The organism is Auraticoccus cholistanensis, assembly GCF_009742705.1.
Lineage (GTDB): Bacteria > Actinomycetota > Actinomycetes > Propionibacteriales > Propionibacteriaceae > Auraticoccus > Auraticoccus cholistanensis.
This window is the reverse complement of record NZ_WPCU01000005.1, coordinates 239,460-263,730: the sequence shown is the minus strand read 5'-3', so window position 1 is coordinate 263,730 and position 24,271 is coordinate 239,460. Positions and strand designations below refer to the sequence as shown.

Sequence of the window (24,271 nt, the reverse complement as noted above, 5' to 3'; positions counted from 1 at the left end):
ACTAGAACAGTGCTCGTCCTCGACCGCGACCCTTCAGTCGCGTCGGCGGCGCCGCAGCGACGAGGCGAGCGAGGCACCCAGGCCCGCGCCGGTCGCCGCGCCGAGCAACCAGCCGACGGCCGAGGCGATCCGGGTGGCCCGCACGGCGACCGGCTGCGGCACCTGGACCTTCTCGTCGGGGTACTGCACGGTGAGCACCTGCGGACCGATCCGGACGCCGTGGCGCCGGGCCCACGCCTGCTGCGCGCTGTAGGGGCTGCGCCCCCGCTCGGGCTCCGGGGCGGGGACCTTGACCGGACCCAGGTCGAGGTCGGGGTCCTGCTCCAGCGGCAGGTCCGCCTCGATCCGCTCCCCCGCGATGGCCCGCTGCTCGGAGGTGGCGATCCAGGCCGCCACGAACAGGATGAGCCGCGCGAACAGGTTGAGGAACAGCATCAGCACGATCACCGGGCCGAAGGTGGCCGCCGCGACGTTGTCGCGGAAGAGCCCGAACAGCACCGAGGACAGGTACTGCAGCACCAGCAGCCCGACGGCACCACCCGCGGAGCCCTTGAGGACCATCCGGGTGCTGATCCGCTGCTGCGGCAGCACCCGGTACAGGAACAGGAACAGCACGAAGCCGAAGAGGAGGGTGCCGAGCAGAGGCACGAGCCGCAGCAGCCAGCCGATCCCCGGCACGTCCTGCAGGCCGAGCCAGCGCATGACGTCGTCGGCGAAGGAGGTCGCCACCGAGGTGAGGAGGAAGGTGGCACCGACCAGGACCACCAGCGCGAGCAGCACCAGCAGGTTGAGCAGGGACTCCAGCAGGAAGTTCTTCCGCTCCTCCTGCTCGTCCAGGCTCGGGCGCCACTGCGCCCGCACGGCGCTCTTCATCTGCCCCATCCAGCCGGCACCGGCGTAGGCGGCCGTCACCAGACCGATCACGCCCGCCACCCCGGCCCGCGACTGCGCCTCGACCAGCACGGTGCGCAGCTGCTCGCTCAGGTCGGGGCCGAGCGCGGGCAGCAGCTCGTCCACCAGCCCCTGCAGCTCGTCGTGGTAGACGAAGCTGACGACCGCGAAGGCGACCATGGCGATCGGCACCAGCGCCAGCACCGAGAAGTAGGTGATGGAGCCGGCGAACGCCGTGCCCAGCCGACTGGTGAAGCGGGTGTTGGCCCGCACCAGGTGCGCCACCCACGGGACGTGCTGGATCCTCTGCAGCCACTCAGCCATGGCTGGACCCTACCGAGCCCGCCGCCCCTGCCGGCCCCCGCGGGCCACGGCGCGCTCAGTCCTCGAAGGCCTCCGGCGGCGGGCAGCTGCAGACCAGGTTGCGGTCGCCGTAGGCGCCGTCGATCCGGGCCACGGCCGGCCAGTACTTGTCGCCGCGACCGGCCGCCACCGGTCCGCTGCCGCGACCGGCCGGGTAGGCGGCCACCGTGCGGCTGTACGGGTGGTCCCACTCGTCCGCGGTGACCCGGGCGAGGGTGTGCGGCGCCTGCGCCAGCGGGTTGTCGGCACCCCACTCCCCCGACTCCACCCGGGCGATCTCGGCCCGGATGCTGATCATGGCCTCGCAGAACCGGTCGAGCTCGGCCAGGTCCTCGGACTCGGTGGGCTCGACCATCAGCGTGCCGGCGACCGGGAAGCTCATCGTCGGGGCGTGGAAGCCGTAGTCGATGAGCCGCTTGGCCACGTCGTCCACCGTGATGCCGGAGGCCTTGGTCAGCGCCCGGAGGTCGAGGATGCACTCGTGGGCGACGAACCCGTCGCGGCCGGTGTAGAGCACCGGGTAGTGCTCGCCCAGGCGGCGGGCCACGTAGTTGGCAGAGAGCACCGCCTGCTCGGTGGCCCGGCGCAGGCCGTCGGCGCCCATCATGGCGATGTAGGCCCAGGAGATCGGCAGGATCCCGGCCGACCCGTAGGGGGCGCCGGAGATCGGGCCCACGCCGGTCGCCGGGCCGACATCCAGCATCGGGTGGCTCGGCAGGAAGGGCGCCAGGTGCGCCCCGACCGCGACCGGCCCGACGCCGGGGCCACCGCCGCCGTGCGGGATGCAGAACGTCTTGTGCAGGTTGAGGTGGCTGACGTCGGCGCCGAACTCCCCCGGCTTGGCGAGGCCGACCAGCGCGTTGAGGTTCGCCCCGTCCACGTAGACCTGCCCGCCGGCCTCGTGCACCGCGTCGCAGAGGTCGGTGATCGTCTCCTCGAACACCCCGTGGGTTGAGGGGTAGGTGACCATGATCGCGGCCAGCCGGTCGCGGTGGGCCTCGATCTTGGCGTGCAGGTCGTCCATGTCGACCGCGCCGTCCGGGGTGGCCCCCACCACCACGACCTTCATGCCCGCCATCGCCGCCGAGGCGGCGTTCGTGCCGTGGGCCGAGGACGGGATGAGGCACACCACCCGCTCGTCGTCGCCGCGGGAGCGGTGGTAGGCGCGGATGGCCAGCAGACCGGCGAACTCGCCCTGGCTTCCCGCGTTGGGCTGGATCGAGACGCGGGCGTAGCCGGTGATCTCGGCCAGCCACTCCTCGAGGGTGGCCACCAGGTCGTGGTAGCCGCCGGCGTCCTCCTTCGGCGCGAAGGGGTGCAGGTCGGCGAAGCCCGGCAGCGAGATCGGCTCCATCTCGGTGGTCGCGTTGAGCTTCATGGTGCACGAGCCGAGCGGGATCATGCCGCGGTCGAGGGCGAAGTCACGGTCGGAGAGCGCCCGCAGGTAGCGCAGCATCTGCGTCTCGGAGTGGTGGGTGTTGAACACCGGGTGGGTGAGGAAGTCCCGGGTCCGCCGCTGCCCGGCCAGGTCGCCCAGCACGTCGTCGGTGAGGGTGGCGCCGAAGGCCTCGCACAGGTTCTGCAGGTCGTGCTCGGTGGCGTCCTCGCCGATGCTCACCCCGACCGTGTCGGCGTCGATCGCGCGGATGTGCAGCCCGGCCTGCCGGGCGGCGGCGACCACCGCCCGTCCCCGGTGCGGCACGGACACCTCGAGGGTGTCGAAGAAGCTGGTGTGGCGGACCACGATGCCGGCGGCCTGCAGCGCCGCGGCCACCCGGCGGGCGCTGCGGTGCAGCCCCAGCGCGATCCGGCGCAGCCCCTCGGGCCCGTGGTAGACGGCGTACATGCCGGCGGCGACGGCCAGCAGCACCTGCGCCGTGCAGATGTTGGAGGTCGCCTTCTCGCGGCGGATGTGCTGCTCGCGGGTCTGCAGCGCCAGCCGGTAGGCGGGGGTGCCGTCGGCGTCCACCGACACCCCGACGAGGCGGCCGGGCAGGGACCGCTGCAGCCCCTCGCGGACGGCCATGAACCCGGCGTGGGGTCCGCCGTAGAACAGCGGGACGCCGAGGCGCTGGCTGGAGCCCACGGCGATGTCGGCGCCCCAGCTCGCCACGTCGGCGGTGATGGTGAGCGCGAGCAGGTCGCAGGCGGCCACCACCATGGCGCCGTTCTCGTGGGCCTTGTCGGCCACCGCGGCCAGCTCCTCCACCGGGCGCAGCGCGCCGCTGGCACCCGGGGTCTGCACCAGCACCCCGAAGGCCTCGTGGGTCTGCAGGGCGGTGACCAGGTCGCCCTCGGCGACCACCACGTCGATCCCCAGCGCCCGGGCCCGGGTCCGGACGACCGCCACGGTCTGCGGCAGGGTGTCGGCGTCCAGCAGGAACACCGCGCCCTTCTTGACGGTGCGCCGGCACAGCGCCATCGCCTCGGCCACGGCGGTGGACTCGTCGAGGAGGCTGGCGCCGGCGATCGGCAGGCCGGTGAGGTCGGAGACCACGGTCTGGAAGTTGAGCAGGGCCTCCAGCCGGCCCTGGCTGATCTCGGGCTGGTAGGGCGTGTAGGCGGTGTACCAGGCCGGGTCCTCGAGCACGTTGCGACGGATGACGGCCGGGGTGAGGGTGCCGTGGTAGCCGAGCCCGATCATGGCGGTGCAGGGCCGGTTGCGCCCGGCCAGCTCGGCCAGCGCGGTCTGCGCCTGGTGCTCGCTCATCGGGGCCGGCAGGGCCAGCGGCTCGCGGAGGCGGATCCGCTGCGGGACCGCGCGCTGCAGCAGCTGCTCGACGTCGTCGAGGCCGAGGGTGCGCAGCATCGCCGCCCGGTCGTCCTCGGCCACCCCCACGTGCCGGTGGACGAACGCCGCCGCACGCAGGTCGGCCGCGGGGACGGCCTCGGGGGCTGCGGCGGTGGGGTGATCGGTGGCGTGCACGACCGACATCAGGATCCGACTCTCCCGCCCCGACCTCCATGGTTCCGCACCGCGCGGTTGACGACCTCCGGGGCCCACCCACCCTATGTCGCCGCGGCACCGGTGACGAAGCCGAGCGCTGCCCCGCCGTGCGGCGGAGACGGGGCCGGTGCCGGAGTGGGGTGGTGCGGGGGTGGTGGCTGCGGTGCGCGGTGTCAGCCGGCGGCGCGGGCGCGGCGCCGGGCGGAGAGCTCGTCCTCGGCGTGGTGGCGGGTCTGCTCCTCGGCGGCCTCGGAGGGCAGCTCGAGCAGGGTGCCCTCGAGGTCGCGCCAGACGCCGCCGAGGGCGATGCCGAACATGCCCTGACCGCCCTTGAGGACGTCGACGACCTCGTCGGGCGAGATGCACTCGTAGATGGTGGCGCCGTCGCTCATCAGGGTGACCTGGGTCAGGTCCTCCACGCCGCGGGCCCGCAGGTGCTCGATGGCCTTGCGGATCTGCTGCAGCGAAATGCCGGCGTCGATCAGGTTCTTGATCACCTTGAGGATCAGGATGTCGCGGAAGCTGTAGAGCCGCTGGCTGCCCGAGCCGCTGGCCGCGCGCACCTCGGGGGTGACCAGCCCGGTCCGGGCCCAGTAGTCGAGCTGGCGGTAGGTGATGCCGGCCGCCTTGCAGGCCGCCTGGCCGCGGAAGCCCTCGTCCTGGGGCAGCGGGGAGAAGTCGCCGTCGAACAGGTGCTCCTGCGCGCTCTGCGACTCCGGCGTCGGAGTGGAGCGGCGCTCGGGAGTCTTCGTCACGGTTCCTCGCTTCGGGAGTTCGGCCTGCATGCTGAGAATACGTGGCACGCTAGCCAGCCGCCATACCGGCTCCGGGGCGACACGCCCGGTCCGGGCCGTGCCAGCAGCAACCCTCAGGGACGGGTCGAGGTCCTGCCCGACGGCCGCTGCGCGACTCGGCGGACCCTCAGCCCGGCCGTCCGGACGGGCCCGGGTCGCCGGGCCCGCTCTCGGTCTCGAAGTCCTCGGGGGTGACCTGGTCGAGGAACTCCCGGAACTTCTCGACCTCGTCGTCCTCCTCCTCGGGCACCTCCACGCCGGCCTCGTCCAGCACCTCCTCGGCGCAGTGGATCTCCGCACCCGTCCGCAGCGCCAGGGCGATGGCGTCGGAGGGACGCGCGCTGACCTCGGTGCCGTCGAAGCGGAGCACGGCGTAGAAGGTGCCCGCCCGCAGCTCGGTGATGTGGACGGCCAGCAGCCGGTGCCCCAGCGCGCTGAGCACGTCGGCCATCAGGTCGTGGGTGAGCGGGCGCGGCGGCACCACCCCTTCCTGGGCGTTGGCGATGGCCGAGGCCTCGCCCGCCCCGATCCAGATCGGCAGGTAGCGGTGGCCACCGACCTCCCGGAGCAGCACCATCGGCACGTTCTGGGGCATCTCCACCCTGACACCGACCACGTCGAGCTCGCGCATGGCTCAACCCTACGCCGGGTGGCCGCGACCGGCCCCCCGAGCCCTGCCGTCGGCGGTCAGCGGTCGAGGGCGCTGCGCAGCAGCGCCGAGTGGGCGATCCCGACCAGCTTGACCACGTCGGCGGCGACGTTGCGCCCGGCGGCCGTCCCACGGCGCTGGAAGGGGGCGATGGCCTGCTCGATCAGCCCGGCCTCCCGCTCGGCGGCGATCTTGAAGGCGCGCATGTGGCGGACGTCCATGCCGAAGTCGGACAGCCGCCGGGCCACCATGGCGATGGTCAGCGCGTCGCGGTCGTAGAAGCCCTTGCCCCGGCGCGGGACGAGGATCATCTGGCGCTCGAGCTCGACCAGGGCGGCCTCGCTCAGCCCGCTGCTGCGCAGCAGCTCGGCCCGGGACAGCCGCAGCGGCGGCTGGGCGGCCGGCGCGGTCCGCGACGCGGCCGGGCCGCCGTTCGGGGAGGTGGCCGAGGCGGCGGAGGCGGGCCCTGTCGGGGCGGACGCCGACGGCACGGCGGTGGGCGGCAGCGGCGCCGGCGCCTCGATCACCGGGGGCTCCATGCCCCGGTCCATCATGTCCAGGTGCTCGCGGATGACCTTGAGCGGCAGGTAGTGCTCCTTCTGCACCCGCAGGATGTAGCGCAGCCGCTCGACGTCGGCGTCGGAGTACTTGCGGTACCCCGAGGGCGCGCGCTCGGGCGACACCAGGCCCTCCGACTCCAGGAACCGGATCTTGGAGATGGAGACGTCGGGGAACTGGCTCTTCAGCACCGACAGCACCTGGCCGATGCTCCGCTGCGCAGGCATCAGCAGATCCCCCCGCGGGGACTCGCCGTGGGCATAGCGGTCAGGACAGCCCCCGTGGGCTCGGGTGGTACACCATGCGGAACTTGCCGATCTGCAGCACGTCCCCGGGGTTGAGGGCCACCGATCCCTCGATGCGGGCCCGGTTGACGTAGGTGCCGTTGAGGCTGCCCGAGTCGTGCACCATCACCTGCTCGCCCTGCCGGGTCAGCGTGACGTGGTGGCGGGAGACGGTGATGTCGTCGAGGAAGATGTCCGAGCTCGGGTGGCGGCCGATGGTCATCTCGTCGGCGTCGATCAGGTAGCGCGAGCCGCTGCCGGGGCCGGAGCGGACCACGAGCAGCGCCGAGCCGGCGGGCAGGGCCGCCACGGCGGCGCGCTCGGAGTCGTTGAGCTCGGAGGCGTCGACGTCGTCCTTGATCACCGGGATGCCGGTGGTCGTGGTGTCCCCCGAGCCGCTGCCGCGGGACTCCTGCGGCGAGGCGGGCTCCAGCCGGGCCAGCCGCTCGCCGCAGCGGGCGCAGAAGTTGGCGTCCTCGGGGTTGGCGTGACCGCACTGGTGGCAGTAGACCATCGCCATCAGGCGCCGATCTCGCTGGCGTAGGCGTCGGCGTCGAGCAGGTCGTCGGGCTCGGCGTCGGCGCTGAGCTCGAGCTCGAAGAGCCAGCCGTCGCCGTACGGGTCGGAGCCGACGGTCTCCGGAGCCCCCTCGAGCTGTTCGTTGACCGCGCTCACCACGCCGGGCAGCGGGGCGAAGACGTCGGAGACGCTCTTGGTCGACTCCAGCTCACCGCAGGCGTCGCCCGCCTCGACCGACTCCCCCACCTCGGGCAGGGAGACGAAGACGATGTCACCCAGCTGCTCGGCGGCGTAGTCGGTGATGCCCACCCGGACCACGTTCGCGTTGCCGGCGCGGACCCACTCGTGGTCGCTGGTGTACCTGAGCTCTTCGGGGAAGCCAGCCATCGGTGCTCCTTGTCCTCACGGGCGACGGTCGGGCGCAGGTGGCGCCATCGGCCGCGACGTCCTGGGTGCCCGTACCGGGCACGGGGTCAGCGTAACCGTGAGGTCCGGTCGGGGCCACCACCCGCGCCGCCGAGCAGCCGGGCGGCTGCGCGTCTCAGCGCGGAACCGGCTCCGCGTGCTGGAACACCGTCGGCGGACGCACGGTGTCGACGACGACCCGGTCCAGCTGCTCGACGCCGACCTGCCCCTCGACCTGGGGGCCGGTGATCTCGCTCACCAGACCGCCGCGGAAGCGGACTGCCTCCTCCAGGGCGTGCGGGTCCCCGATCACCTCGACCACGATCGGGCTCTGCAGCGGCTGCCCGTCGACGACCAGGCCGTCGGGGCCGTCGCCGAACCAGGTGGAGGTGCCGACGCGGACCGTGTCGTCCAGCTCGATCACCTCCGCCCCGGCGTCGCGGAGCTCCTCGACGGCGTTGAGCATCACCTGGGCGTTGACCTTGCCCTGCGGGTCGGTGACGTGCAGCCGGATGCCCGGGCCCTCGGCGGGGGCGGTGCCGGCCAGGATCGACAGCTCCTCCAGCCGGGACTGCGCCTCCTGGCGCGCCGTCCGCTCGGAGTCGGCGCCCGTCTCCAGCTCGCGCCGGGTCTGCTCGAGGGTGGCGAGCTCGTCCTCGAGCCGTCGGCTCTCCGCGGACAGCCCGTCCAGCAGCTGGATGAGGTCGGTGCGCCGGGCGGTGGAGTAGGTGTCGTCGGCGCTCTGGCTGCGCACCTGCATCACCACCCCCATCGCGACCAGACCCAGCACCAGTCCGAGCAGCACCTGGTGACGGCTGGGCACCAGCAGCGCCCGGGCCAGGGACGCCCACCGGCCCGGCTCGGCGGACCCGTCGCGGCCGGGCCGGTCGCCGTCGGGGCGGTGGTCTTCGGGGCGGGCGTCGCCGGGCCGGGCGGACGCGGCGGGCGCCTGCTCCCGGTCGCGCTCGCGGCGCCGCTGCGCGCGCCGGGCCATCGGGTCGAGGCCGCCGCCGCGGGAGGGGTGGCGGCCGGCGTCGGCGGAGTTCCGCTCCGTGGCGGGGCGGGAGGAGCGGGCGCGGCGGCTGCGGGGCGGCCCCCCCGCGGTCGGCCCCGGTGCTGGCTCAGGCATGGAACAGGTGCCTCCGGATCGCGGCGGCGTTGGTGAAGATGCGGATGCCGAGGACGACCACCACGCCGGTGGACAGCTGCGAGCCGACCCCGATCTGGTCGCCCACCCACACGATGAGGGCGGCGATCAGCACGTTGGAGACGAAGGAGACCACGAACACCTTGTCGGTGAAGGTCGCCTCCAGCCAGGCCCGGGCGCCGCCGAAGAGGGCGTCCAGCGCGGCCACGATGGCGATCGGCAGGTACGGCTGCAGGGAGGCGGGCAGCGTCGGCTCGAGCAGCACGCCGAGGACGATGCCCAGCAGCAGGCCGATGATGGCGATCATGAGGGTCCGCTCCCTGCCAGTCGGGCCCGGCGCAGCGCCAGGGTGGGGTCGGCGGCGAGCTGGAGCTCGTCGGCCACGCTGATGTCGACGTCGACGTCGTAGTTCTGGCGCACGAACGTCCACCACTGCCCGCCGGTCGACTCGGCGAAGCGGGACGGCAGCTGGCCGGGGTCGCCGATCGCCTCCACCCGGTAGGGGGTGGTGAGGGACCGGTAGTCGACGGTGATCGCGTCGCCGGCGCCGCGGATGGCGGTCAGCGCGCTGAGCCGGTAGCCGTTGATGGAGACCGCCTCCGCGCCCGAGCTCCACAGGCCGTTGACCAGCATCTGCAGGTCGACGTCGATGATCCGCCCGTCGTCGGGTCCGGTGGAGCCGGGGGCGTCGTCGACGACGACCACCATCCCGGGCCCGGTGACGGCCACCGCCGCCGCGTCGGCCTCGGCGGCGGCGATCGCCGACTGCAGGGCCCTGGCCGAGGTGTCCTGCCCGAGCGACTCGTCCCGCAGCCGCGCCACCTCGGCGGTGGTGGCGGAGATCTGCTCGCGCAGCGACTCCTGCTGGGCCTGCTGGTCGGCCACCCGGGCCAGCAGCTGCTCGCGCTCCACGGCCAGCGCGGGCGCGCTGCGGGTGCTCTGCACCGAACCCGCGGCGAACATCACCCCGCAGGCCACCGCCACCCCCAGCAGCGCCAGCCGCATCCGGGGTCGGGGGCCCGGACGCGCCGCGACGCGCGCGTAGTCGGGGTCCAGGGGCTCGGCCAGGATCTGGTTGAGCAGGTCCATGCTGCGGTCCCGGCGCCTGAGAGCGGGGTCGGCCACCGGGACAGCGTACGCGGCCCGGCGGCGCACCGCCGCCGCCACGCGCGTGCCGTTCGGGCCGCGGGCGTCGGGTCAGCCGGCCGCCCGGACGGCGGGCGGGGTGCTGGTGCCGGGCCGGGCCGCGGCAGCCGGTCGACGGTCGGCCGGCGGGCGCAGCGGACGGCTGGCCGGGAGCACGCCGCGGTAGACGTCGAGCAGCTGGGCGCCCACGGTGGCCCAGTCGTAGCGGTCCCGCAGCGCGGTCAGGCTGGGGTGCTCCGAACCCCGGTGGTGCGGGCTGGCCAGCGCCGACGCCAGCGCCCGCACCAGGTCGTCGGGGTCGCCGCGGGTGAACAGGTGGGCGTGGTGCCCGGCCGTGCCGGCGACCACGTCGACGAAGGCCGGCAGGTCGGCCGCCACCACCTGGGCACCGGCGGTGAGGGCCTCCAGCAGCACCAGCCCGAAGCTCTCGCGGTCGCGGTGCGGGGCGACGAACACGTCGCACCAGGCGAGCAGCCGTGCCCGCTCGTCGTCGCTGACCGGTCCCAGCACCCGCCACGGCGCGGGCAGCCGGCGCGAGCCGGAGCCGGCCACCGCCACCTGCGCCGACGGCCACCGGCGCCGGATCGCCGGCCAGGCGGCCACCAGCACGTCGAGGCCCTTGCGCGGTTCGTCGAGGCGCCCGAGGAAGGCCAGCCGCGGGCCGGGTCCGCCGGGGCCGACCTGCGGGGATGGAGCGGGCTGCGGGAAGGGGGCGGGCTGCGGGAAGTGGGCGGGCGTCGCGGGGGTGTAGCCGTTGCCGATGACGGTGGCGTCGCGTCCCAGGTGCTCCACCACCACCCGGCGGGCCGCCTCGGAGACGGCCACCGCGGCGTCGACCCGGGCGACCAGGTGCGGCGCCAGCCGGGCGGCGAGCTGCATCCCGCGCGAGCGGGGTGTCGCGGTGTGGAAGGTGGCCACCACCGGTGCCCCGGTACGGGCGAGCACCGGCCAGGCCGGGCCCGGGACCAGCGGCTCGTGGACGTGGACGAGGTCGGGGGCCACCGAGGCGAGCCAGCGCTCGACGACCCGGTGGGCACCCCGAGACCAGCCGATGCGGGCCACCGAGCCGTTGTAGCGGACGGCGCGGGCCGCTCCGGTGGAGGTGATGGCCGGGCCCGCCGACCGCGCGGGCGACGCCGGCGGCACGCGGCCGGGGGCGAGGACGTCCACCTGGTGACCCTGCCCGCGCAGCCACCGCGAGAGGCCCAGCACGTGGTTCTGCACGCCCCCGGGCGTCTCGAAGTCGTAGGGGCAGACCAGCCCGATCCGCAGCCGGGCGGTGCTCACCGCGGCCGCCCGCCGCTCGACGGGTCGGCGCCGGGCGGGCCGAAGAACGGCTGCAGCACGTGCCAGTCCTGGGGGTGGCGGGCGACCTCGCCGGCGAAGAAGTCGGCCAGCTGCTGGGTCATCGCGGTCAGCCCGTCGCGGCCGGGCCGGTGCTCGACCGGCCGGCTGAACCGCATCCGCATCCGGTCCCCGGTGTAGGAGCAGGCGAGCCCGAGCAGCAGGGCGCCGCTGCGGCGGGCCACGAGCGCCGGACCGGGCGGCATCGCCACCGGTCGCGGCCCGCCCGGCAGCGGCCACCGCACGTCCAGCCCGCGGCCGGCCATCAGCCGGTCGGCCATCAGGCACACCACCCGTCCCTCCTCCACCGCGGCCAGCAGCCGGGCCAGCACCTGCGGGTCGCGGTGGGAGAGCACCTCCATGCCCAGCCCCTCGCGGAACCGGGTGAAGGCGGCGAACTCGGGGTCGTCGAGCTGCTCTGCCACCGTGGTGACCGGCAGCCCGGTCGAGCAGGCCCAGGCGCCCACGAGGTCCCAGTTGGCCATGTGGGGCAGCGCCACCACGGCTCCGCGCCGGGCGTGCTCGCGGCGCAGCAGCGACTCCCCCACCGGATCGGTGACCACCGCGGCACGCACCTGCTCGCGGCTCCATCCCGGCAGCGAGAGCACCTCCAGCCACATCCGGGTGTAGGAGGTCAGCGCGTCGCGGACCAGCCGCTCGTCCGGTCCGGTCCCGGTGACCACGGCCAGGTTGTGGCGCAGCTGCTCCACCGGGGCACCGCCGAGGCGGTGGGCGGCGCCGGCGCCGAGCCCGGTCAGCACGCGCCGGGTGCGACGCCCCAGGTGGGGCCCGAGCCGCCAGCCGGCCGCCAGCAGCCGGCGGGTGGCCGCGTCGCGGAGCGGGCTCACCGCGCCGCCCTGTCCTCCACCGCCGCCGCGGCGCGGTGCACCGCGCGCATCCGCTGGGCCACCGTGATGCTGCTCAGCACGGCCAGCACCAGCACCCCGACGGCCAGCGCGTACGGGACGCCGACGCCCTCGCAGAACAGGGCCAGCAGCAGGATCACCAGCCGCTCGGCCCGGGAGGCGAGCCCGGCGGCGGTGGTCAGCCCCACCGACTCGGCGCGGGCCTTGACGTAGCTGGTGACCTGCGCGGCGATCAGCGCCCACAGGCTGGCCCCGGCCAGCCACGGCTGGCCGATCAGGGCCAGGTAGACCGCCACCGAGCCGAGCACGGCGCCGTCGGCGATCCGGTCCAGGGTGGAGTCCAGGAAGGCGCCCCAGGTGCTGGACCGCCCCGACATCCGGGCCATCTGGCCGTCGAGGCCGTCGCCGAGCACCAGCACCGCCAGCGCGAGCGCGCCCTGCCAGAGCCAGCCGGCGGGCACGACGAGGACCGCGACGACCACCACCGCCACCGTGCCGGCCCAGGTCATGGCGTCGGGGGTCACGCCGAGGCGGAGCAGGGCCGCGGCGGGCGGGCGCATCGCGCGCGCCCAGGCCGAGCGCAGGTGCTGCAGCATCAGCCCTGGCCCGCGCTCGGGTCGGTGTCGCCCCAGGCCCGGTGCAGCAGCCGCCAGGTGTCGCCGAGCAGCTGCGGCACGGCCTTGGTCTGGCCGACGACCGGCAGGAAGTTGGAGTCGCCGCTCCACCGGGGCACGACGTGGGCGTGCAGGTGGGCGGCGATGCCGGCGCCGGCCACCGCGCCCTGGTTCATGCCGAGGTTGAACCCGTGCGGGGCGCTCACCCGCCGGATGGTCCGCATCGCGGTCTGGGTGAGGGCGGAGATCTCGTCGCGCTCGGCGTCGGTGACCTCGGTCCAGTCCGAGACGTGGCGGTAGGGGCAGACCAGCAGGTGCCCCGGTGAGTACGGGTAGAGGTTGAGGATCGCGAAGGCGTGCTCGCCCCGGTGCACCACCAGGGACTCCTCGTCCGCCGCCCGCGAGCCCAGGCAGAACGGGCACTCGGCGGCGGAGTCGTCGGCGGGCTTGTTCTCCCCGCCGATGTACACCAGCCGGTGCGGGGTCCACAGCCGCTGGAAGGCGTCCGGGACCCCGACGGCCGGGTCCTCCGCCGCGCTGTGCGCCCCCTCGGTCATGTCGGCGATCCTAGGGTCTCCCGCTCCTCAGACCTGGATCCGTCGGGCGACGGCGTCGGTGATCTCGGCCACCGCCTCGGCCACCGGCACGCCGTTCTTCTGGCTGCCGTCGCGGTAGCGGAACGAGACCGCACCCGCGTCGCGGTCGTCGCCGCCGGCGATGAGCATGTAGGGCACCTTCTCCTTCTGCGCGTTGCGGATCTTCTTGGGGAAGCGGTCGTCGGAGGTGTCGACCTCGACCCGGATCCCCTTCGCCCGCAGCTGGTCGGCGATCTCGCCGAGGTAGCCGTCGAACTCCGCCGCGACCGGGATGGCGACGACCTGGACCGGGGCGAGCCACGGCGGGAAGGCGCCGGCGTAGTGCTCGACCAGCACGCCGAGGAAGCGCTCGATGGAGCCGAACAGGGCGCGGTGGATCATCACCGGACGCTGCCGGGTGCCGTCGGAGCCGGTCACCTCCAGCCCGAACCGCTCGGGGAGCATGAGGTCGACCTGGATGGTGGACAGCTGCCAGCTGCGCCCGATCGCGTCGCGGGCCTGGACGCTGATCTTCGGCGCGTAGAAGGCCGCGCCGCCCGGGTCGAGCACGAGCTCCAGCCCGGACGCCTCGGCGGCGTTGCGCAGCGCCTGCGTGGCCCGCTCCCACTCCTCGTCGGTGCCGATCGACTTCTCCGGGTCGCGCGTGGACAGCTCGAGGTAGAAGTCCTCCAGGCCGTAGTCGGCCAGCAGGTCGAGCACGAACCGCAGCAGCGAGATGAGCTCGCCCTGCATCTGCTCCTCGGTGCAGTAGATGTGGGCGTCGTCCTGGGTCATCCCGCGCACCCGGGTCAGCCCGTGCACCACGCCGGACATCTCGTAGCGGTAGACGCTGCCGAACTCGAACATCCGCAGCGGCAGCTCGCGGTAGGAGCGGCCGCGGGAACGGAAGATCAGGCAGTGCATCGGGCAGTTCATCGGCTTGAGGTAGTAGTCCTGCCCCTGCCGCCGGATGCTGCCGTCGGGGTGGCGCTCCTCGTCGAGGTGCATCGGGGGGAACATGCCGTCGGCGTAGAAGCCGAGGTGGCCCGAGATCTCGAACAGCTCGCCCTTGGTGACGTGGGGGGTGTTGACGAACTCGTAGCCGGCCTCGGCGTGCCGGCGCCGGGAGTAGTCCTCCATCTCCCGGCGCAGGATGCCGCCCTTGGGGTGGAAGACCGCCAGGCCGGAGCCGATCTCGTCGGGGAAGGAGAACAGGTCGAGCTCGCGGCCGAGCTTGCGGTGGTCACGCCTGGCCGCCTCCTCCAGCCGGGTCTGGTAGGCCTTCAGCTCCTCCTTGCTGGGCCAGGCCGTGCCGTAGACGCGCTGCAGCTGGGCGTTGGACTGGTCCCCGCGCCAGTAGGCCGCCGAGCTGCGGGTGACCGCCCACCCGTTGCCCAGGTAGCCGGTGTGCGGCACGTGCGGACCACGGCAGAGGTCCTTCCAGGCCACGGTGCCGTCGCGGCGGACGTTGTCGTAGATCGTCAGCCCGCCGCTGCCCACCTCGACGCTGGAGCCGTCGTCGTCGGAGGCGCTGCCCTTGAGCTGGATCAGCTCCAGCTTGTGCGGCTCGTCGGCGAGCTCGGCGGCGGCCTCGGCGTCGGTGACCTCGCGCCGGACGAAGCGCTGGCGCTCCTTGACGATCTGGGTCATCTTCTTGCTGATGGCCTGCAGGTCGTCGGGGGTGAACGGCGTCGGGATGTCGATGTCGTAGTAGTAGCCGTCGGTGATCGGCGGCCCGATGCCCAGCCGCGCCTCGGCGAACAGGGCCTGGGTGGCCTGGGCGGTGACGTGGGCGGCGGAGTGGCGCAGCACCGCGAGCCCGTCGGGGGACCCGATCAGCACGGGCTCGACGACATCGCCGTCGGCCAGCTCGGTGGCCAGGTCGACCAGCTCGCCGCCGACGCGCATGGCCACCACCGTGCGGTCCTCGCCGAAGAGGTCCAGGCCGGTGGTCGTGGTCTCGACAACCTGCTCGCTGCGCTCTCCGTCGCGGACCAGGGTGAGACGTGCAGACACTTCGCCGACCTTTCGTCAGGATCCCGGGCGGGTCCGCCCGGCTCGGCCCATCTTGCCCGATCCGCGACCCGCCGCCGACCGGGTTGTCCCGTGCCGGACGCGGCGGCCGTCCCGGCCGAGGGTTCGGCGGCGGGGCGGCGGCGGGACGCCTCAGCGGGCGGCGACCATCGCCGGGGAGGGGTAGACGGTGAGCACCCGGACCCCGTCGAGCCAGCGGCTGAGCCGTCCCGCCTCGACCTCGAGGGCGGCCACCCCCTCGGCCGGGACGTCCTCGAGCAGCGAGACCCGGACCCGGCCGTCGTCGTCCTGGACCCAGCAGCCGACGACCCGCCCGTCCCACCAGGCGGTGGTGCCGGCGTTGCCGTTGGTGTCGAACAGCCCCGGGCCGTGCGGTCCGAGGTACCAGGAACGCTCCTTCCACCCCATCACGGTCGGGTCCAGCACGGGCAGCAGCGCGGCCCACGGCCGCACCGGCGGCTCCGGCTCCAGGTCGTCGGGGAGGAGCCAGCCCCGGCCGCCGTCGTCCAGGGAGACCTCGACCGCCCCGACGGCGGACAGCGCGGTGGTGACCGCGGTCTTGGTGGCCCCCAGCCACCACTGCAGGTCGGCGGAGGTGCCGGGACCGAAGGTGCGCAGCCAGCGGCGCACCAGCTCGGCGTAGCCGTCGGCGGCGGTGCTGGGGGCCGGCACCTCGCCCAGCCAGCTCGACATCAGCGTCCAGCGGGGACGCGAGGTGCGCCAGTGGCCGCCGTTGCGTCCGCGGACCAGCTTCGCCTCCAGGCCGAGCTGGGTGAGCACCCGCGGCGCGATGGGGATGCTGAGGTCGTACTTCTTGTCGGTGCGGCCGCCGATGCGCCCCTGCAGGGCCGGGAGCGCCTCGCGCAGCTCCTGGGCGCCGAGCTCGGCACCGCCGGCGAGGTGGCCCAGCACGGCCGCCTCGGCCTCGGCGAGCCAGGCCGCGCCGTCGGCGGTGAGCCCGTGCGACTCGACCTCCTTGACCAGCCGCGCACGGTGGGCGGTCGCGACCCGGGCGCTGGCGCTGCCCCAGGCGGCGGGCAGCAGGTCGCGCGGGAAGACGAACAGCGTGCGTCGCATGGCGAGCTGCTTGACCAGCGAGCGCTCCCCGTAGAGGGCGGCCTCGACGTCGTCGACGGTGACGTCGTCCACCCGGGCGTGGACCGACAGGTGCACGGTGGCCGGCTCGGTGGCGTGGAGCACCGTCATCGCCCGCGTGGCCTGCAGCGGTGAGCCCACCCGGTGCCAGGGCGAGACGGCGTGCCGGCGGGCGAGCCGGGCCCTGCGTTCGGTGTCGTCGACGTGGCGCACGGCAGCCATGGTGGCCGACGGCTCCGACAGGACGGCCCGGGACGCGCCGGGCCGGGGAACGGCAGAATCCCCGGGGAGGACCCCGGGGGTTCTGGTGGTGGGCGATACTGGGTTCGAACCAGTGACCTCTTCGGTGTGAACGAAGCGCGCTACCACTGCGCCAATCGCCCCTGCGACGCCCAGAAGTTACTACAGATCCGCGGCGGTCGCCAATCGGGGCCGGCCACGCCCACGCCGCGCGGCCGGCCGAGCCCCTCAGCCGGGCAGCCGGCGCCCCGCCACGTCGAGCACCAGCTCGCAGAACATCGCGTTCGCCCAGGAGAACCACTCGCGGGTGAAGCGGGCGGGGTCGTCGCAGTGGAAGCCCTCGTGCATCATCCCCGTCCCGGCGGTGGTGTCGCAGAGCAGCCGCACGAGGCGGCGCTTCCCCTCCGGGTCGGGGTCGGTGAGACCCTGCACGGCGAGGGCGATGGGCCACACGTAGCCCTCGGGGGTGTGCGGGCTGCCGATGCCGGCGGCGGCGGAGCCGGAGTAGTAGTACGGGTTGTGCTCGCTCAGCAGCAGCCGACGGGTGGCCAGGTAGCGCGGGTCGTCGACGGCCAGGTAGCCGCTCAGCGGGGCCGACAGCAGGCTGGGCATGTTGGCGTCGTCCATGAGCAGGGCGTTGCCGAGACCGTCGACCTCGTAGGCGTACACCTCGCCGGCCTCGGGGTGGGCGACCCGGCCGAACTGCTCGATCCCGCCGCCGATCTGCTCCCGCAGCGCACCCGCGCGCTCCCCCAGCCCGGGGTCGAGCAGGCCGGCGTCGGCCAGCTCGGCGAGCTGGCCCAGCACGGCGTGGGCGAACATGTTGCCCGGGACGTTGTAGTTGTAGCGGCAGGCGTCGTCGCTGGGACGGAACCCGCTCCAGGTCATCCCGGTCCAGCCCACCGGCTCGCCCAGCCCGTCACGGGTCAGGGTGTCGGTGGGCGGGCAGTCGAAGCGCTCGAAGCGGTAGGCCGAGCGGCTGTGGTCCTGCTCCAGCGTCCACAGGTCCACCACGGCCTCGGCGGCCGCGGCGAAGCGGGAGTCGAGGACGTCCGCGCGTCCGGTGACCTGCCACAGCCGGTGCGCCAGGTCGAGCGGGAAGCACAGCGAGTCGACCTCGTACTTGCGCTCCCAGATCTCGGGTCGCAGCACCGTCCGGTCGTCGGCGTGCGCGCTCGGCTCGGGCCCGCGCTTGAAGGCGTTGGCGTAGGGGTCGAGCACCAGGAACTCCAGCTGCCGGCGCAGCACCCCGACCAGCAGGTCGGCGAGCGCCGGGTCCTCGCCGGCGAGCACGAGATAGGGACGGACCTGGGCGGCGGAGTCCCGCAGCCACATGGCGGGGATGTCCCCGGTGAGGATGAACGCCGTCCCGTCGTCGAGGCGCTCGGTCACGGAGGCGAGGTTGTCCCGCATGATCCGCTCGAACACCTCTGCCACCCGTGGGCCGTCGTCGCCGAAGGCGTCACGGACCTCGTCGCTCACGCGGGCCAGCAGGTCCGGGCGCACCCCGACCACGTCGATCTCCGTCATCAGAACCTCTCCGCCGAAGGGTGGGTCGGCGCCCAGGGTAGAGGTCCGGCTCAGCGGGGGTCCCAGTCGCTCTCGGAGCGCTCGGCGAACAGCCGACGCAGACGTCCGGTGACGGGGCCGTCCGCGCTGTAGCGGTGGTCGTCCCAGCGGGTGACGCGCTGCACGTCACGCAGCGAGGACGTGAGGAACACCTCGTCGGCGGCCTGGGCCTCGGCCAGGGTGAGATCGCGCTCGCTGACCTCGGCCCACTCCAGCACCAGCGCGCGGGTGACGCCGGCGAGCGCCCCCGAGGACAGCGGGCTGGTGACGACCTCGCCGTCGACCACCACGAACAGGTTGCTGCCGGTGCCCTCGCAGACGTGCCCGGCGGTGTTGCAGAAGATGCCCTCGGAGGCGTCACGCTCGACCGCGTAGGCGAGGCCGCGGACGTTCTCGCCGTAGCTGGTGGTCTTCACCCCCGTCATGGCGCCGTGCTCGTTGCGGGTCCAGGGCACGGTGACGACCGCGGTCTCCTCCGGCGGCCAGGCGGCGGGCGCGTCCGCCACCACCAGGGTCGGCGGCCCGAAGGCGCGCCCCGAGCCCAGCGGACCGACGCCACCGGTCCAGGTCACCCGGACGATGCCCAGGTCGTAGTCCCGGCCCTCCACCACGGCCTCGACCGCCGTGCGCACCAGGGCGTGGTCGGGCTCGGGCAGGCCGAGCGCGGCGGCCGAGCGGGAGAGCCGCTGCAGGTGGCGGGTGACGGCGAAGGCGCCCCGCCCGGTCACCTTGAGCGACTCGAAGACACCCCCGCCAGCCACCAGCCCGTGGTCGGTGGCGGCGACCGTGGCCTCCTCGGCCTCCAGCAGCCGATCCCCCACCCAGACGCGGCGCGGTGCGGTGTTCGGGGTGGTGCGCTGGACGTCCGGAGCAGTGGTCATGGGGCCATTCTGCCGCGCCGGAGCCGGACCGATTTTCCAAACCGCGCGGATGTGGGTATGGTTTCACCCGCACCGAGACGAGGACGGCCGACGGGCCGGAGGAGTCGAGGAAGCACTGCGGACGTGGCTCAGCTGGTAGAGCATCACCTTGCCAAGGTGAGGGTCGCGGGTTCGAATCCCGTCGTCCGCTCGGAGTGGTCTCCACCACGGAGGTCTACCTCTCACGGTGGGTTGGCCGAGAGGCGAGGCAACGGACTGCAAATCCGTGTACACGGGTTCGAATCCCGTACCCACCTCTCACACCCACCGGAGCACAACTCCACACGGGCGATTGGCGCAGCGGTAGCGCGCTTCCCTGACACGGAAGAGGTCACTGGTTCAAACCCAGTATCGCCCACCACCGAGCACCGGTCAGTTCCCTGGCCGGTGCTTCTCCACATCAGGGCCGCTCTGGCCGCCCTCCTCCACGAGGCGGCGGTGGGCTGCCGTGAACGCGAGGAACGCGGCGACCGCGCTGATCAGGTTGAACGCCATCCGCGACCGCCAGTGCCAGGTCTCGAATTCCGTGGCCGTCCTCACCAGGGTCTCCGCGCTGTGCACCGCGGAGCCCTCGACGAACATGATGTCGTTGCGCGGCCAGAAGTAGGTGATCGACGCGACGCCCTCCGCCACCACCATCGCCAGGCTGAGCACGAGCAGCCAGCGCACCCGGCGGTGGCGCCAGCACAGCACCAGGGCGGCGGCCCCCAGCACCCACGACGCGAACCCCAGCGGCGGGAAGAAGTCGGAGGGCCCGGTCACCGAGAAGAAGGCCATGGTCAGGTCCAGCGACGCGGGCGGGTCGGCGAAGATGTTGGGGTAGATCATGACGGTCTCGAGGACGATCGCCCCCAGCAGGATCATCATCGCCCAGGTGTAGGCGAGGGCTGAGGCGAAGGCCCAGCGCGTCCGCCTCGTCGGGCGGGTCGCGGTCGTCGGCTCGGATCGGGACGAGGATGTCGACACGGTGCTCATGGTCGGCGACGCTACGAGGCCCGGCCGTTCCGGACGTCGGCCGTGGAGCGTCTGCTGTGTCGACGTCGACGGACCCCGGGCACGACTCGGAACGACCAGGCCGGTCGACCGTCGTCGACCCCGCACCCGACCGGCTGCCCGCGTCGCAGGCCTCGGTGCAGGTGCGCTGCCGTGCGGCGGGGTCAGCTGTGGTCGACGCCCAGCCCCTCCTCGCGGGCCCGGACGATCGCCGCCGCCCGGTCCGACAGCGACAGCTTGGCCAGGATGGTGGCCACGTGGTTGCGCACCGTCTTGGGGCTGAGCACCAGTCGGCGGGAGATGACCGCGTTGTCGTAGCCGCGGGCCAGCAGGTCCAGCACCTCCCGCTCCCGGGCGGTCAGCTCGGGGAAGGGCACCCGGACCGCGGTCCGGCCGCCGACCAGGTGCGCCATCGCGCGGGCCGCCACGCGCGGCCCCATGATCATCTCCCCCGACGCCACCGCCCGGATCCCGCGCTCGACGGCGTCCGGCGTCGCGTCCTTCAGCAGGTAGCCGCGCGCGCCGACCCGGACGGCGGCCGCCACGGACTCGTCGGCCTCGCTCATCGTCACCACCAGCACCGCCAGCCCGGGATGGGCCCGCACCAGCTCGCGGGTCAGGTCGATGCCGGACTCGCCACCGAGGTCGAGGTCCATCAGCACCACGTCGACCGTGTCGTCCACCAGCGCCCGCGCGGAGGCGCTGTCCGCGGCCTGGCCCACCACCTGCAGACCCGGCAGCGTGGCGAGCAGGCTCATCATGCCGAGCCGGAACACCGGGTGGTCGTCGACCACCACGACCCGGATGCCCGCGCCGCTCACGACGTCGCCAGCTCGGCGGCGGGCTCGACCCGCTCGCGGTCGGGGGTGGCGGAGACGGGGATGCGGGCGCGCACCCGCGTCCCCGAGGGCACCACCGGGTCGATCTCGAGCGTCCCGCCGAGCTCGCCGGCCCGCTCCCGCATGGCGGTGGTGCCCACCCCCGCCACGGCGTCGTCGCCGAAGCCCACGCCGTGGTCGGTGCAGGTGACCTGCAGCTCGCCGTCGACGACGACCGCCGACAGCTCGCACGCGTCCACGCCGGCGTGCCGGGCCACGTTGATCACCGCCTCCGACGCGATGGCGTAGCCGGCCGCGGCCACGGGTGGCGGCAGCCCGTCGAGGCCCGCCGCGGTCAGCTCGACCCGCATCCCGCCGTCGCGGTGCCGCGCGACGAGCTCCTCCAGCGCCGCGGCCAGGCCTAGCTCGTCCAGCACCGGGGGCAGCAGGCTGCGCGCGACGCTGCGGACGTCCTCGATCCGCTGGTCGAGCTCGGCCTGCAGCGCGGCGAGCATCGTCACGGCGGCGTCGGGGTCACGCTCGACCAGGTTGGCCGCCCCCCGCAGCCCGAGCCGCAGACCGGCCAGCCACGGGCCGAGCCCGTCGTGGAGCTCGCGCCGGATCACGCGCCGCTCCTGCAGCCGCGCCCGCGTCAGCCGGTCGCGGGCGGCCTCGAGCTGCCAGACGCTGCGGGCGAGCGTCAGCCCGGACGCGACCACCACGCTGAGCTCTTCCAGGGCCGCGGTCCCCCGGGCTCCGAGGGTCTCCCCCGGTGGCAGGGTGACGGCCAGCTGGCCGATGGGCTCGTCACGGTGCCGCAGCTGCACCAGCTGCGGCGTGGACGTCGGCGTCCCCCAGCTGGCGAGGACCGCGTCGTCGCTGATCAGGGCGGCCGACTCCAGCCGCAGCGTGCTGCCCACGCTCTCCACCAGCGACTGCAGCAGCTCCTCGGTGGAGCTCGCGCGGGCCAGCTGGGAACCCATCCGGGCCGCGACCCTGCGGGGGTCGTGGGCCTGGCCGTGGACCAGGGTGGCGATCCGCCGCTGCAGCCACAGCCGGGACGGCTGGACCGCGGCCACGACGGCGGCTGCCGCGAGCAGCTGGGCCGGCCCGTCGCCGCCGATCAGCCGCGTGGCGAGCACGGTCACCACCAGGTACAGCGCCAGCAGCCCGAGCGTCAGGGTCTGGCCCAGCACCGCGCGGGACACCGCCAGCTCGAGCCCCCACAGCCGCGAGCGGAGGACCACCGCCAGCACGGCCGCCGGGAACAGGGCCTGGCACGCCAGGTGGAGCGCCGGCGTGATCCAGAAGGGGAGGCTGCCGTACGGGAGGAGCAGCGGGGTGAACGACAGCGCCATCACGGCGGTGCCCAGCGCGAGCCAGCCGAGCCCGTTGCGCTCCTCCACCGGCCCGTGCCGGCGGCGCCACTCCACCGCTGCGGCGGTGACGAGCCCCATCACGACCACGGCGCCGACGACCCCCGTCAGCAGGACGGCGGAGTCGGGCCAGATGATCCGCAGCCCCAGGAACGACACCGACACCAGCGCCCCGGCCAGCACGCCCAACCATTCCCGCCCCAGCGGGTGGTCACGGACCAACCACGGCACCACCAGGAACAGCGCCAGCGTGCCCGGCACCCAGGCGGTGCCGAACAGGGCCGCCACGGGCTCCACCACCGGCAGCCCGCGGACGGTGGTGAGCTGCAGGTAGGCGCCGCCCAGCGCGGCCAGACCGCCGCCGACCGCCGTGACGGTCAGCAGCCCGGCCACGACGTGGCGGCGGCGGGCCAGGACCACGGCGGCCACGGTGGCGTAGACGGCCGACACCATCGCGTCGACCACGATGAACAGCCAGTCGCCGGTGAAGTCGGGCTCGGAGGTGAAGTAGAGCAGGACCGCCGCCACGCCGAGCAGCCAGCCGGTGACGGCGAGGGCCAGCGCCGTCCGCGGCATCCCGCCGGGGACGGCGCCGGCCGTCGTCGTGTGCTCTGAGGTCGTCATGTCAGCAGCACCATATTTGCGCCGGGCGCCGTGCGGTACGACTTCGCCCGCTCAGCCCCGTCGCCGGTCGCCCAGGGCGAACCCGAGCGCGGCCACCAGCAGCCAGACCGGACCGGTGAACCCGGCCAGGTACTGCATCGGCGAGATGCCCACCAGGGTGGTCAGCACGCCGAGCACCAGGCTCACCACGCCGAGCCACTTCGGCGCCGCCCCCCGCAGCGCCGCCAGGCCGACGGCGACGGCGCTGACGCCGGCCGTCACCCACAGCCACTCGATCGTCGCGATCCAGTGGGAGTAGAAGGACACGTCGCTGGCCACCAGCAGCTCAGGCTGGGCCAGACCGAAGGTGAACTCGGTGTTGAGGCCCGTGCCCAGCAGCATCATCACCGACACGATGGTCAGGCCCGTCCCGGCCAGCGCCGGGAGCAGCGAGCCCGCCGGCGCCTGGGCGTCCAGGCGCCGCTTGAGCCCGGCCGCGAAGACCAGCACCAGCAGCGCCGCGACGACCGTGACCACGTGGAAGGCCAGCAGCTGCGGGATGCGGCCCGCCAGGTGCGCCACGACCGACTCCGCGGTGAGCGGGTTGGCCTCGTCGTAGATCGGGCTCAGCGACATGGACAGCTGGATGCCGGCGATCGACGTGACGCCGGCTGCGACCCCGACCCAGGCCCAGCCACGCCGGGCGCCGCCCCCCGAGACTGCGGCGTCCGACGCGACCGTGGACTGGGTTGCCGGCTCCTGGCCGACCAGAGACTGCGATGACACGATGGGCTCCTTCTCCCCCCGACGGGAGTACGCGACCCTCTGCGGGTCTGGCCCGGAAGTGGGCGTGACAGCGAGGTTGCCGCGCCCGGTGTCCCGGGCAGCAGGGCTCCGTGTCCCGACTTCCCGGGCAGTCCGTCCGGGCCCGGCGGCGTCAGCCCCTCCGGAGACCCGTGGCGTCCGGTGGGGCGGCCGGTCATGCGGAGGTCAGGCGGCACCGACCCACGCGACGCTGGCGGCCAGGTCGGGCTGCTGCTCGGCATCGCTGCTGGCGTCCCACCGGTCGACGTGGTCCGGTTCGCCCATGAGCACCAGGAACTTCACGAGGTCACCTGCCAGGCCGCGGGTGCCTGCTGGTCGCCGCCGGCGGCAGGGGCCTCGACCACCGCGCGCACCTCGACGCCCCCGTCACGGCCGGCGAGCAGACCGCACAGCTGCAGCAGGTCGTCGAGGTCGTCGGACTCCACCAGGTAGAAGCCGGTCAGCTGCTCGACGGTCTCGGCGTACGGCCCGTCGGTGACGGTGATCGCGTCGGCGCCGGCACCAGAGGTCGAGCGCACCACCTTGCCGGTGCGGGAGTGCGTGAGCTCGGCACCGCCCGTGATGCGGTGCCCGCGTTCGGCCAGCAGCCGGGCGAACTCGGTGTGCCGGGCGTAGACCTGCTCCCGCTCGTCGGCGGTGGCGGCCTCCCAGACCGCCTCGTCCCCGGGCAGCAGCACGGCGTAGGTCGTCATGGTT

At 74.1% G+C, this 24,271-nt stretch carries 23 protein-coding genes and 4 tRNA genes; 3 read left to right on the top strand and 24 right to left on the bottom strand.

All coding sequences use genetic code 11. From position 1 onward, the window contains the following. Nucleotides 1-33 precede the first annotated feature (33 nt). The 19 genes from GC722_RS07145 to GC722_RS07055 form a co-directional block, all read right to left on the bottom strand. Complete coding sequence (locus GC722_RS07145; protein ID WP_156609325.1) at nt 34-1,215, bottom strand: YhjD/YihY/BrkB family envelope integrity protein; 1,182 nt, start codon at nt 1,213-1,215, stop codon at nt 34-36. 55 nt (nt 1,216-1,270) lie between these two features. Continuing rightward, the gene (gene gcvP / locus GC722_RS07140; protein WP_156609324.1) at nt 1,271-4,189 is read right to left on the bottom strand and encodes an aminomethyl-transferring glycine dehydrogenase; all 2,919 of its coding nucleotides are present in this window, start codon (nt 4,187-4,189) and stop codon (nt 1,271-1,273) included. 185 nt (nt 4,190-4,374) lie between these two features. Continuing rightward, a complete protein-coding gene (locus GC722_RS07135) occupies nt 4,375-4,986 on the bottom strand; it encodes a MerR family transcriptional regulator (protein ID WP_156609323.1) in 612 nt (203 codons plus the stop codon). A gap of 136 nt (nt 4,987-5,122) precedes the next feature. Beyond that, on the bottom strand, nt 5,123-5,626 hold the full coding sequence (locus GC722_RS07130) for a bifunctional nuclease family protein (protein WP_156609322.1): 504 nt from the start codon (nt 5,624-5,626) through the stop codon (nt 5,123-5,125). A 56-nt stretch (nt 5,627-5,682) separates the two neighbouring features. Continuing rightward, nucleotides 5,683-6,429, bottom strand: coding sequence for a transcriptional regulator FtsR (gene ftsR, locus GC722_RS07125; protein ID WP_156609321.1), 747 nt, complete (start codon nt 6,427-6,429; stop codon nt 5,683-5,685). Nucleotides 6,430-6,469: 40 nt separating this feature from the next. Next, the gene (locus GC722_RS07120) at nt 6,470-7,006 is read right to left on the bottom strand and encodes an FHA domain-containing protein (RefSeq protein WP_156609320.1); all 537 of its coding nucleotides are present in this window, start codon (nt 7,004-7,006) and stop codon (nt 6,470-6,472) included. Beyond that, nucleotides 7,006-7,392 (bottom strand): glycine cleavage system protein GcvH, encoded by a 387-nt coding sequence (gene gcvH, locus GC722_RS07115; RefSeq protein WP_156609319.1) that lies wholly within the window; start codon nt 7,390-7,392, stop codon nt 7,006-7,008. Before gcvH ends, GC722_RS07120 begins: the two co-directional genes overlap by 1 nt. A 154-nt stretch (nt 7,393-7,546) precedes the next feature. Further along, entirely contained in the window at nt 7,547-8,539 is a 993-nt protein-coding gene (locus GC722_RS07110; protein ID WP_231747548.1) for a DUF881 domain-containing protein, read from the bottom strand. Beyond that, a complete protein-coding gene (locus GC722_RS07105) occupies nt 8,532-8,864 on the bottom strand; it encodes a small basic family protein (protein ID WP_156609318.1) in 333 nt (110 codons plus the stop codon). The genes GC722_RS07110 and GC722_RS07105 overlap by 8 nt, the downstream gene beginning before the upstream one ends. Beyond that, entirely contained in the window at nt 8,861-9,682 is an 822-nt protein-coding gene (locus tag GC722_RS07100; protein WP_331714486.1) for a DUF881 domain-containing protein, read from the bottom strand. The genes GC722_RS07105 and GC722_RS07100 overlap by 4 nt, the downstream gene beginning before the upstream one ends. Before the next feature lie 72 nt (nt 9,683-9,754). After that, a complete protein-coding gene (locus GC722_RS07095; protein WP_197429884.1) occupies nt 9,755-10,990 on the bottom strand; it encodes a glycosyltransferase family 4 protein in 1,236 nt (411 codons plus the stop codon). Further along, nucleotides 10,987-11,895: a phosphatidylinositol mannoside acyltransferase gene (locus GC722_RS07090; RefSeq protein ID WP_197429883.1), complete on the bottom strand. Its 909-nt coding sequence runs from the start codon at nt 11,893-11,895 to the stop codon at nt 10,987-10,989. Before GC722_RS07090 ends, GC722_RS07095 begins: the two co-directional genes overlap by 4 nt. Further along, the gene (pgsA, locus tag GC722_RS07085; protein ID WP_156609315.1) at nt 11,892-12,509 is read right to left on the bottom strand and encodes a phosphatidylinositol phosphate synthase; all 618 of its coding nucleotides are present in this window, start codon (nt 12,507-12,509) and stop codon (nt 11,892-11,894) included. Before pgsA ends, GC722_RS07090 begins: the two co-directional genes overlap by 4 nt. Next, the gene (locus GC722_RS07080) at nt 12,509-13,084 is read right to left on the bottom strand and encodes an HIT family protein (protein ID WP_156609314.1); all 576 of its coding nucleotides are present in this window, start codon (nt 13,082-13,084) and stop codon (nt 12,509-12,511) included. Before GC722_RS07080 ends, pgsA begins: the two co-directional genes overlap by 1 nt. Nucleotides 13,085-13,111: 27 nt before the next feature. Then, complete coding sequence (gene thrS, locus GC722_RS07075; protein WP_331714485.1) at nt 13,112-15,118, bottom strand: threonine--tRNA ligase; 2,007 nt, start codon at nt 15,116-15,118, stop codon at nt 13,112-13,114. A 150-nt stretch (nt 15,119-15,268) separates the two neighbouring features. Then, a complete protein-coding gene (locus GC722_RS07070) occupies nt 15,269-16,444 on the bottom strand; it encodes a winged helix DNA-binding domain-containing protein (protein ID WP_331714484.1) in 1,176 nt (391 codons plus the stop codon). 95 nt (nt 16,445-16,539) lie between these two features. Beyond that, a tRNA-Val gene (locus GC722_RS07065) sits at nt 16,540-16,614 on the bottom strand. A gap of 85 nt (nt 16,615-16,699) precedes the next feature. Next, nucleotides 16,700-18,001 (bottom strand): glycoside hydrolase family 125 protein, encoded by a 1,302-nt coding sequence (locus GC722_RS07060; protein ID WP_156609312.1) that lies wholly within the window; start codon nt 17,999-18,001, stop codon nt 16,700-16,702. Nucleotides 18,002-18,051: 50 nt separating this feature from the next. Next, entirely contained in the window at nt 18,052-18,921 is an 870-nt protein-coding gene (locus GC722_RS07055; protein ID WP_156609311.1) for an aminotransferase class IV, read from the bottom strand. A gap of 117 nt (nt 18,922-19,038) precedes the next feature. Between GC722_RS07055 and GC722_RS07050 the strand changes: the two genes are divergently transcribed. The 3 genes from GC722_RS07050 to GC722_RS07040 all read left to right on the top strand — a co-directional run bounded on the left by GC722_RS07050 (nt 19,039) and on the right by GC722_RS07040 (nt 19,321). Next, nucleotides 19,039-19,111: transfer RNA gene (locus tag GC722_RS07050), tRNA-Gly, on the top strand. A 35-nt stretch (nt 19,112-19,146) separates the two neighbouring features. Beyond that, a tRNA-Cys gene (locus tag GC722_RS07045) sits at nt 19,147-19,217 on the top strand. Between the two features lie 29 nt (nt 19,218-19,246). Next, a tRNA-Val gene (locus tag GC722_RS07040) sits at nt 19,247-19,321 on the top strand. A gap of 11 nt (nt 19,322-19,332) precedes the next feature. Here GC722_RS07040 and GC722_RS07035 read toward each other — a convergent pair. The 5 genes from GC722_RS07035 to GC722_RS07015 all read right to left on the bottom strand — a co-directional run bounded on the left by GC722_RS07035 (nt 19,333) and on the right by GC722_RS07015 (nt 24,267). Beyond that, complete coding sequence (locus GC722_RS07035; RefSeq protein WP_231747547.1) at nt 19,333-19,935, bottom strand: hypothetical protein; 603 nt, start codon at nt 19,933-19,935, stop codon at nt 19,333-19,335. A 182-nt stretch (nt 19,936-20,117) separates the two neighbouring features. Continuing rightward, nucleotides 20,118-20,774: a response regulator transcription factor gene (locus GC722_RS19200; RefSeq protein WP_331714483.1), complete on the bottom strand. Its 657-nt coding sequence runs from the start codon at nt 20,772-20,774 to the stop codon at nt 20,118-20,120. After that, the gene (locus GC722_RS07025; RefSeq protein WP_156609310.1) at nt 20,771-22,771 is read right to left on the bottom strand and encodes a sensor histidine kinase; all 2,001 of its coding nucleotides are present in this window, start codon (nt 22,769-22,771) and stop codon (nt 20,771-20,773) included. The genes GC722_RS19200 and GC722_RS07025 overlap by 4 nt, the downstream gene beginning before the upstream one ends. A 51-nt stretch (nt 22,772-22,822) precedes the next feature. After that, a complete protein-coding gene (locus GC722_RS07020; protein ID WP_331714482.1) occupies nt 22,823-23,536 on the bottom strand; it encodes a hypothetical protein in 714 nt (237 codons plus the stop codon). 317 nt (nt 23,537-23,853) lie between these two features. Next, nucleotides 23,854-24,267: a YciI family protein gene (locus GC722_RS07015; RefSeq protein WP_156609309.1), complete on the bottom strand. Its 414-nt coding sequence runs from the start codon at nt 24,265-24,267 to the stop codon at nt 23,854-23,856. Nucleotides 24,268-24,271 lie beyond the last annotated feature (4 nt).

What these genes read in the sequence shown, in the direction of transcription:
- GC722_RS07145 (WP_156609325.1), bottom strand. Translation starts at nt 1,215, where the DNA reads ATGGCTGAGTGGCTGCAGAGGATCCAGCACGTCCCGTGGGTGGCGCAC.
- gcvP (WP_156609324.1), bottom strand. Translation starts at nt 4,189, where the DNA reads ATGTCGGTCGTGCACGCCACCGATCACCCCACCGCCGCAGCCCCCGAG.
- GC722_RS07135 (WP_156609323.1), bottom strand. Translation starts at nt 4,986, where the DNA reads ATGCAGGCCGAACTCCCGAAGCGAGGAACCGTGACGAAGACTCCCGAG.
- GC722_RS07130 (WP_156609322.1), bottom strand. Translation starts at nt 5,626, where the DNA reads ATGCGCGAGCTCGACGTGGTCGGTGTCAGGGTGGAGATGCCCCAGAAC.
- ftsR (WP_156609321.1), bottom strand. Translation starts at nt 6,429, where the DNA reads ATGCCTGCGCAGCGGAGCATCGGCCAGGTGCTGTCGGTGCTGAAGAGC.
- GC722_RS07120 (WP_156609320.1), bottom strand. Translation starts at nt 7,006, where the DNA reads ATGGCGATGGTCTACTGCCACCAGTGCGGTCACGCCAACCCCGAGGAC.
- gcvH (WP_156609319.1), bottom strand. Translation starts at nt 7,392, where the DNA reads ATGGCTGGCTTCCCCGAAGAGCTCAGGTACACCAGCGACCACGAGTGG.
- GC722_RS07110 (WP_231747548.1), bottom strand. Translation starts at nt 8,539, where the DNA reads ATGCCTGAGCCAGCACCGGGGCCGACCGCGGGGGGGCCGCCCCGCAGC.
- GC722_RS07105 (WP_156609318.1), bottom strand. Translation starts at nt 8,864, where the DNA reads ATGATCGCCATCATCGGCCTGCTGCTGGGCATCGTCCTCGGCGTGCTG.
- pgsA (WP_156609315.1), bottom strand. Translation starts at nt 12,509, where the DNA reads ATGCTGCAGCACCTGCGCTCGGCCTGGGCGCGCGCGATGCGCCCGCCC.
- GC722_RS07080 (WP_156609314.1), bottom strand. Translation starts at nt 13,084, where the DNA reads ATGACCGAGGGGGCGCACAGCGCGGCGGAGGACCCGGCCGTCGGGGTC.
- GC722_RS07060 (WP_156609312.1), bottom strand. Translation starts at nt 18,001, where the DNA reads ATGACGGAGATCGACGTGGTCGGGGTGCGCCCGGACCTGCTGGCCCGC.
- GC722_RS07055 (WP_156609311.1), bottom strand. Translation starts at nt 18,921, where the DNA reads ATGACCACTGCTCCGGACGTCCAGCGCACCACCCCGAACACCGCACCG.
- GC722_RS07035 (WP_231747547.1), bottom strand. Translation starts at nt 19,935, where the DNA reads ATGAGCACCGTGTCGACATCCTCGTCCCGATCCGAGCCGACGACCGCG.
- GC722_RS07025 (WP_156609310.1), bottom strand. Translation starts at nt 22,771, where the DNA reads ATGACGACCTCAGAGCACACGACGACGGCCGGCGCCGTCCCCGGCGGG.
- GC722_RS07015 (WP_156609309.1), bottom strand. Translation starts at nt 24,267, where the DNA reads ATGACGACCTACGCCGTGCTGCTGCCCGGGGACGAGGCGGTCTGGGAG.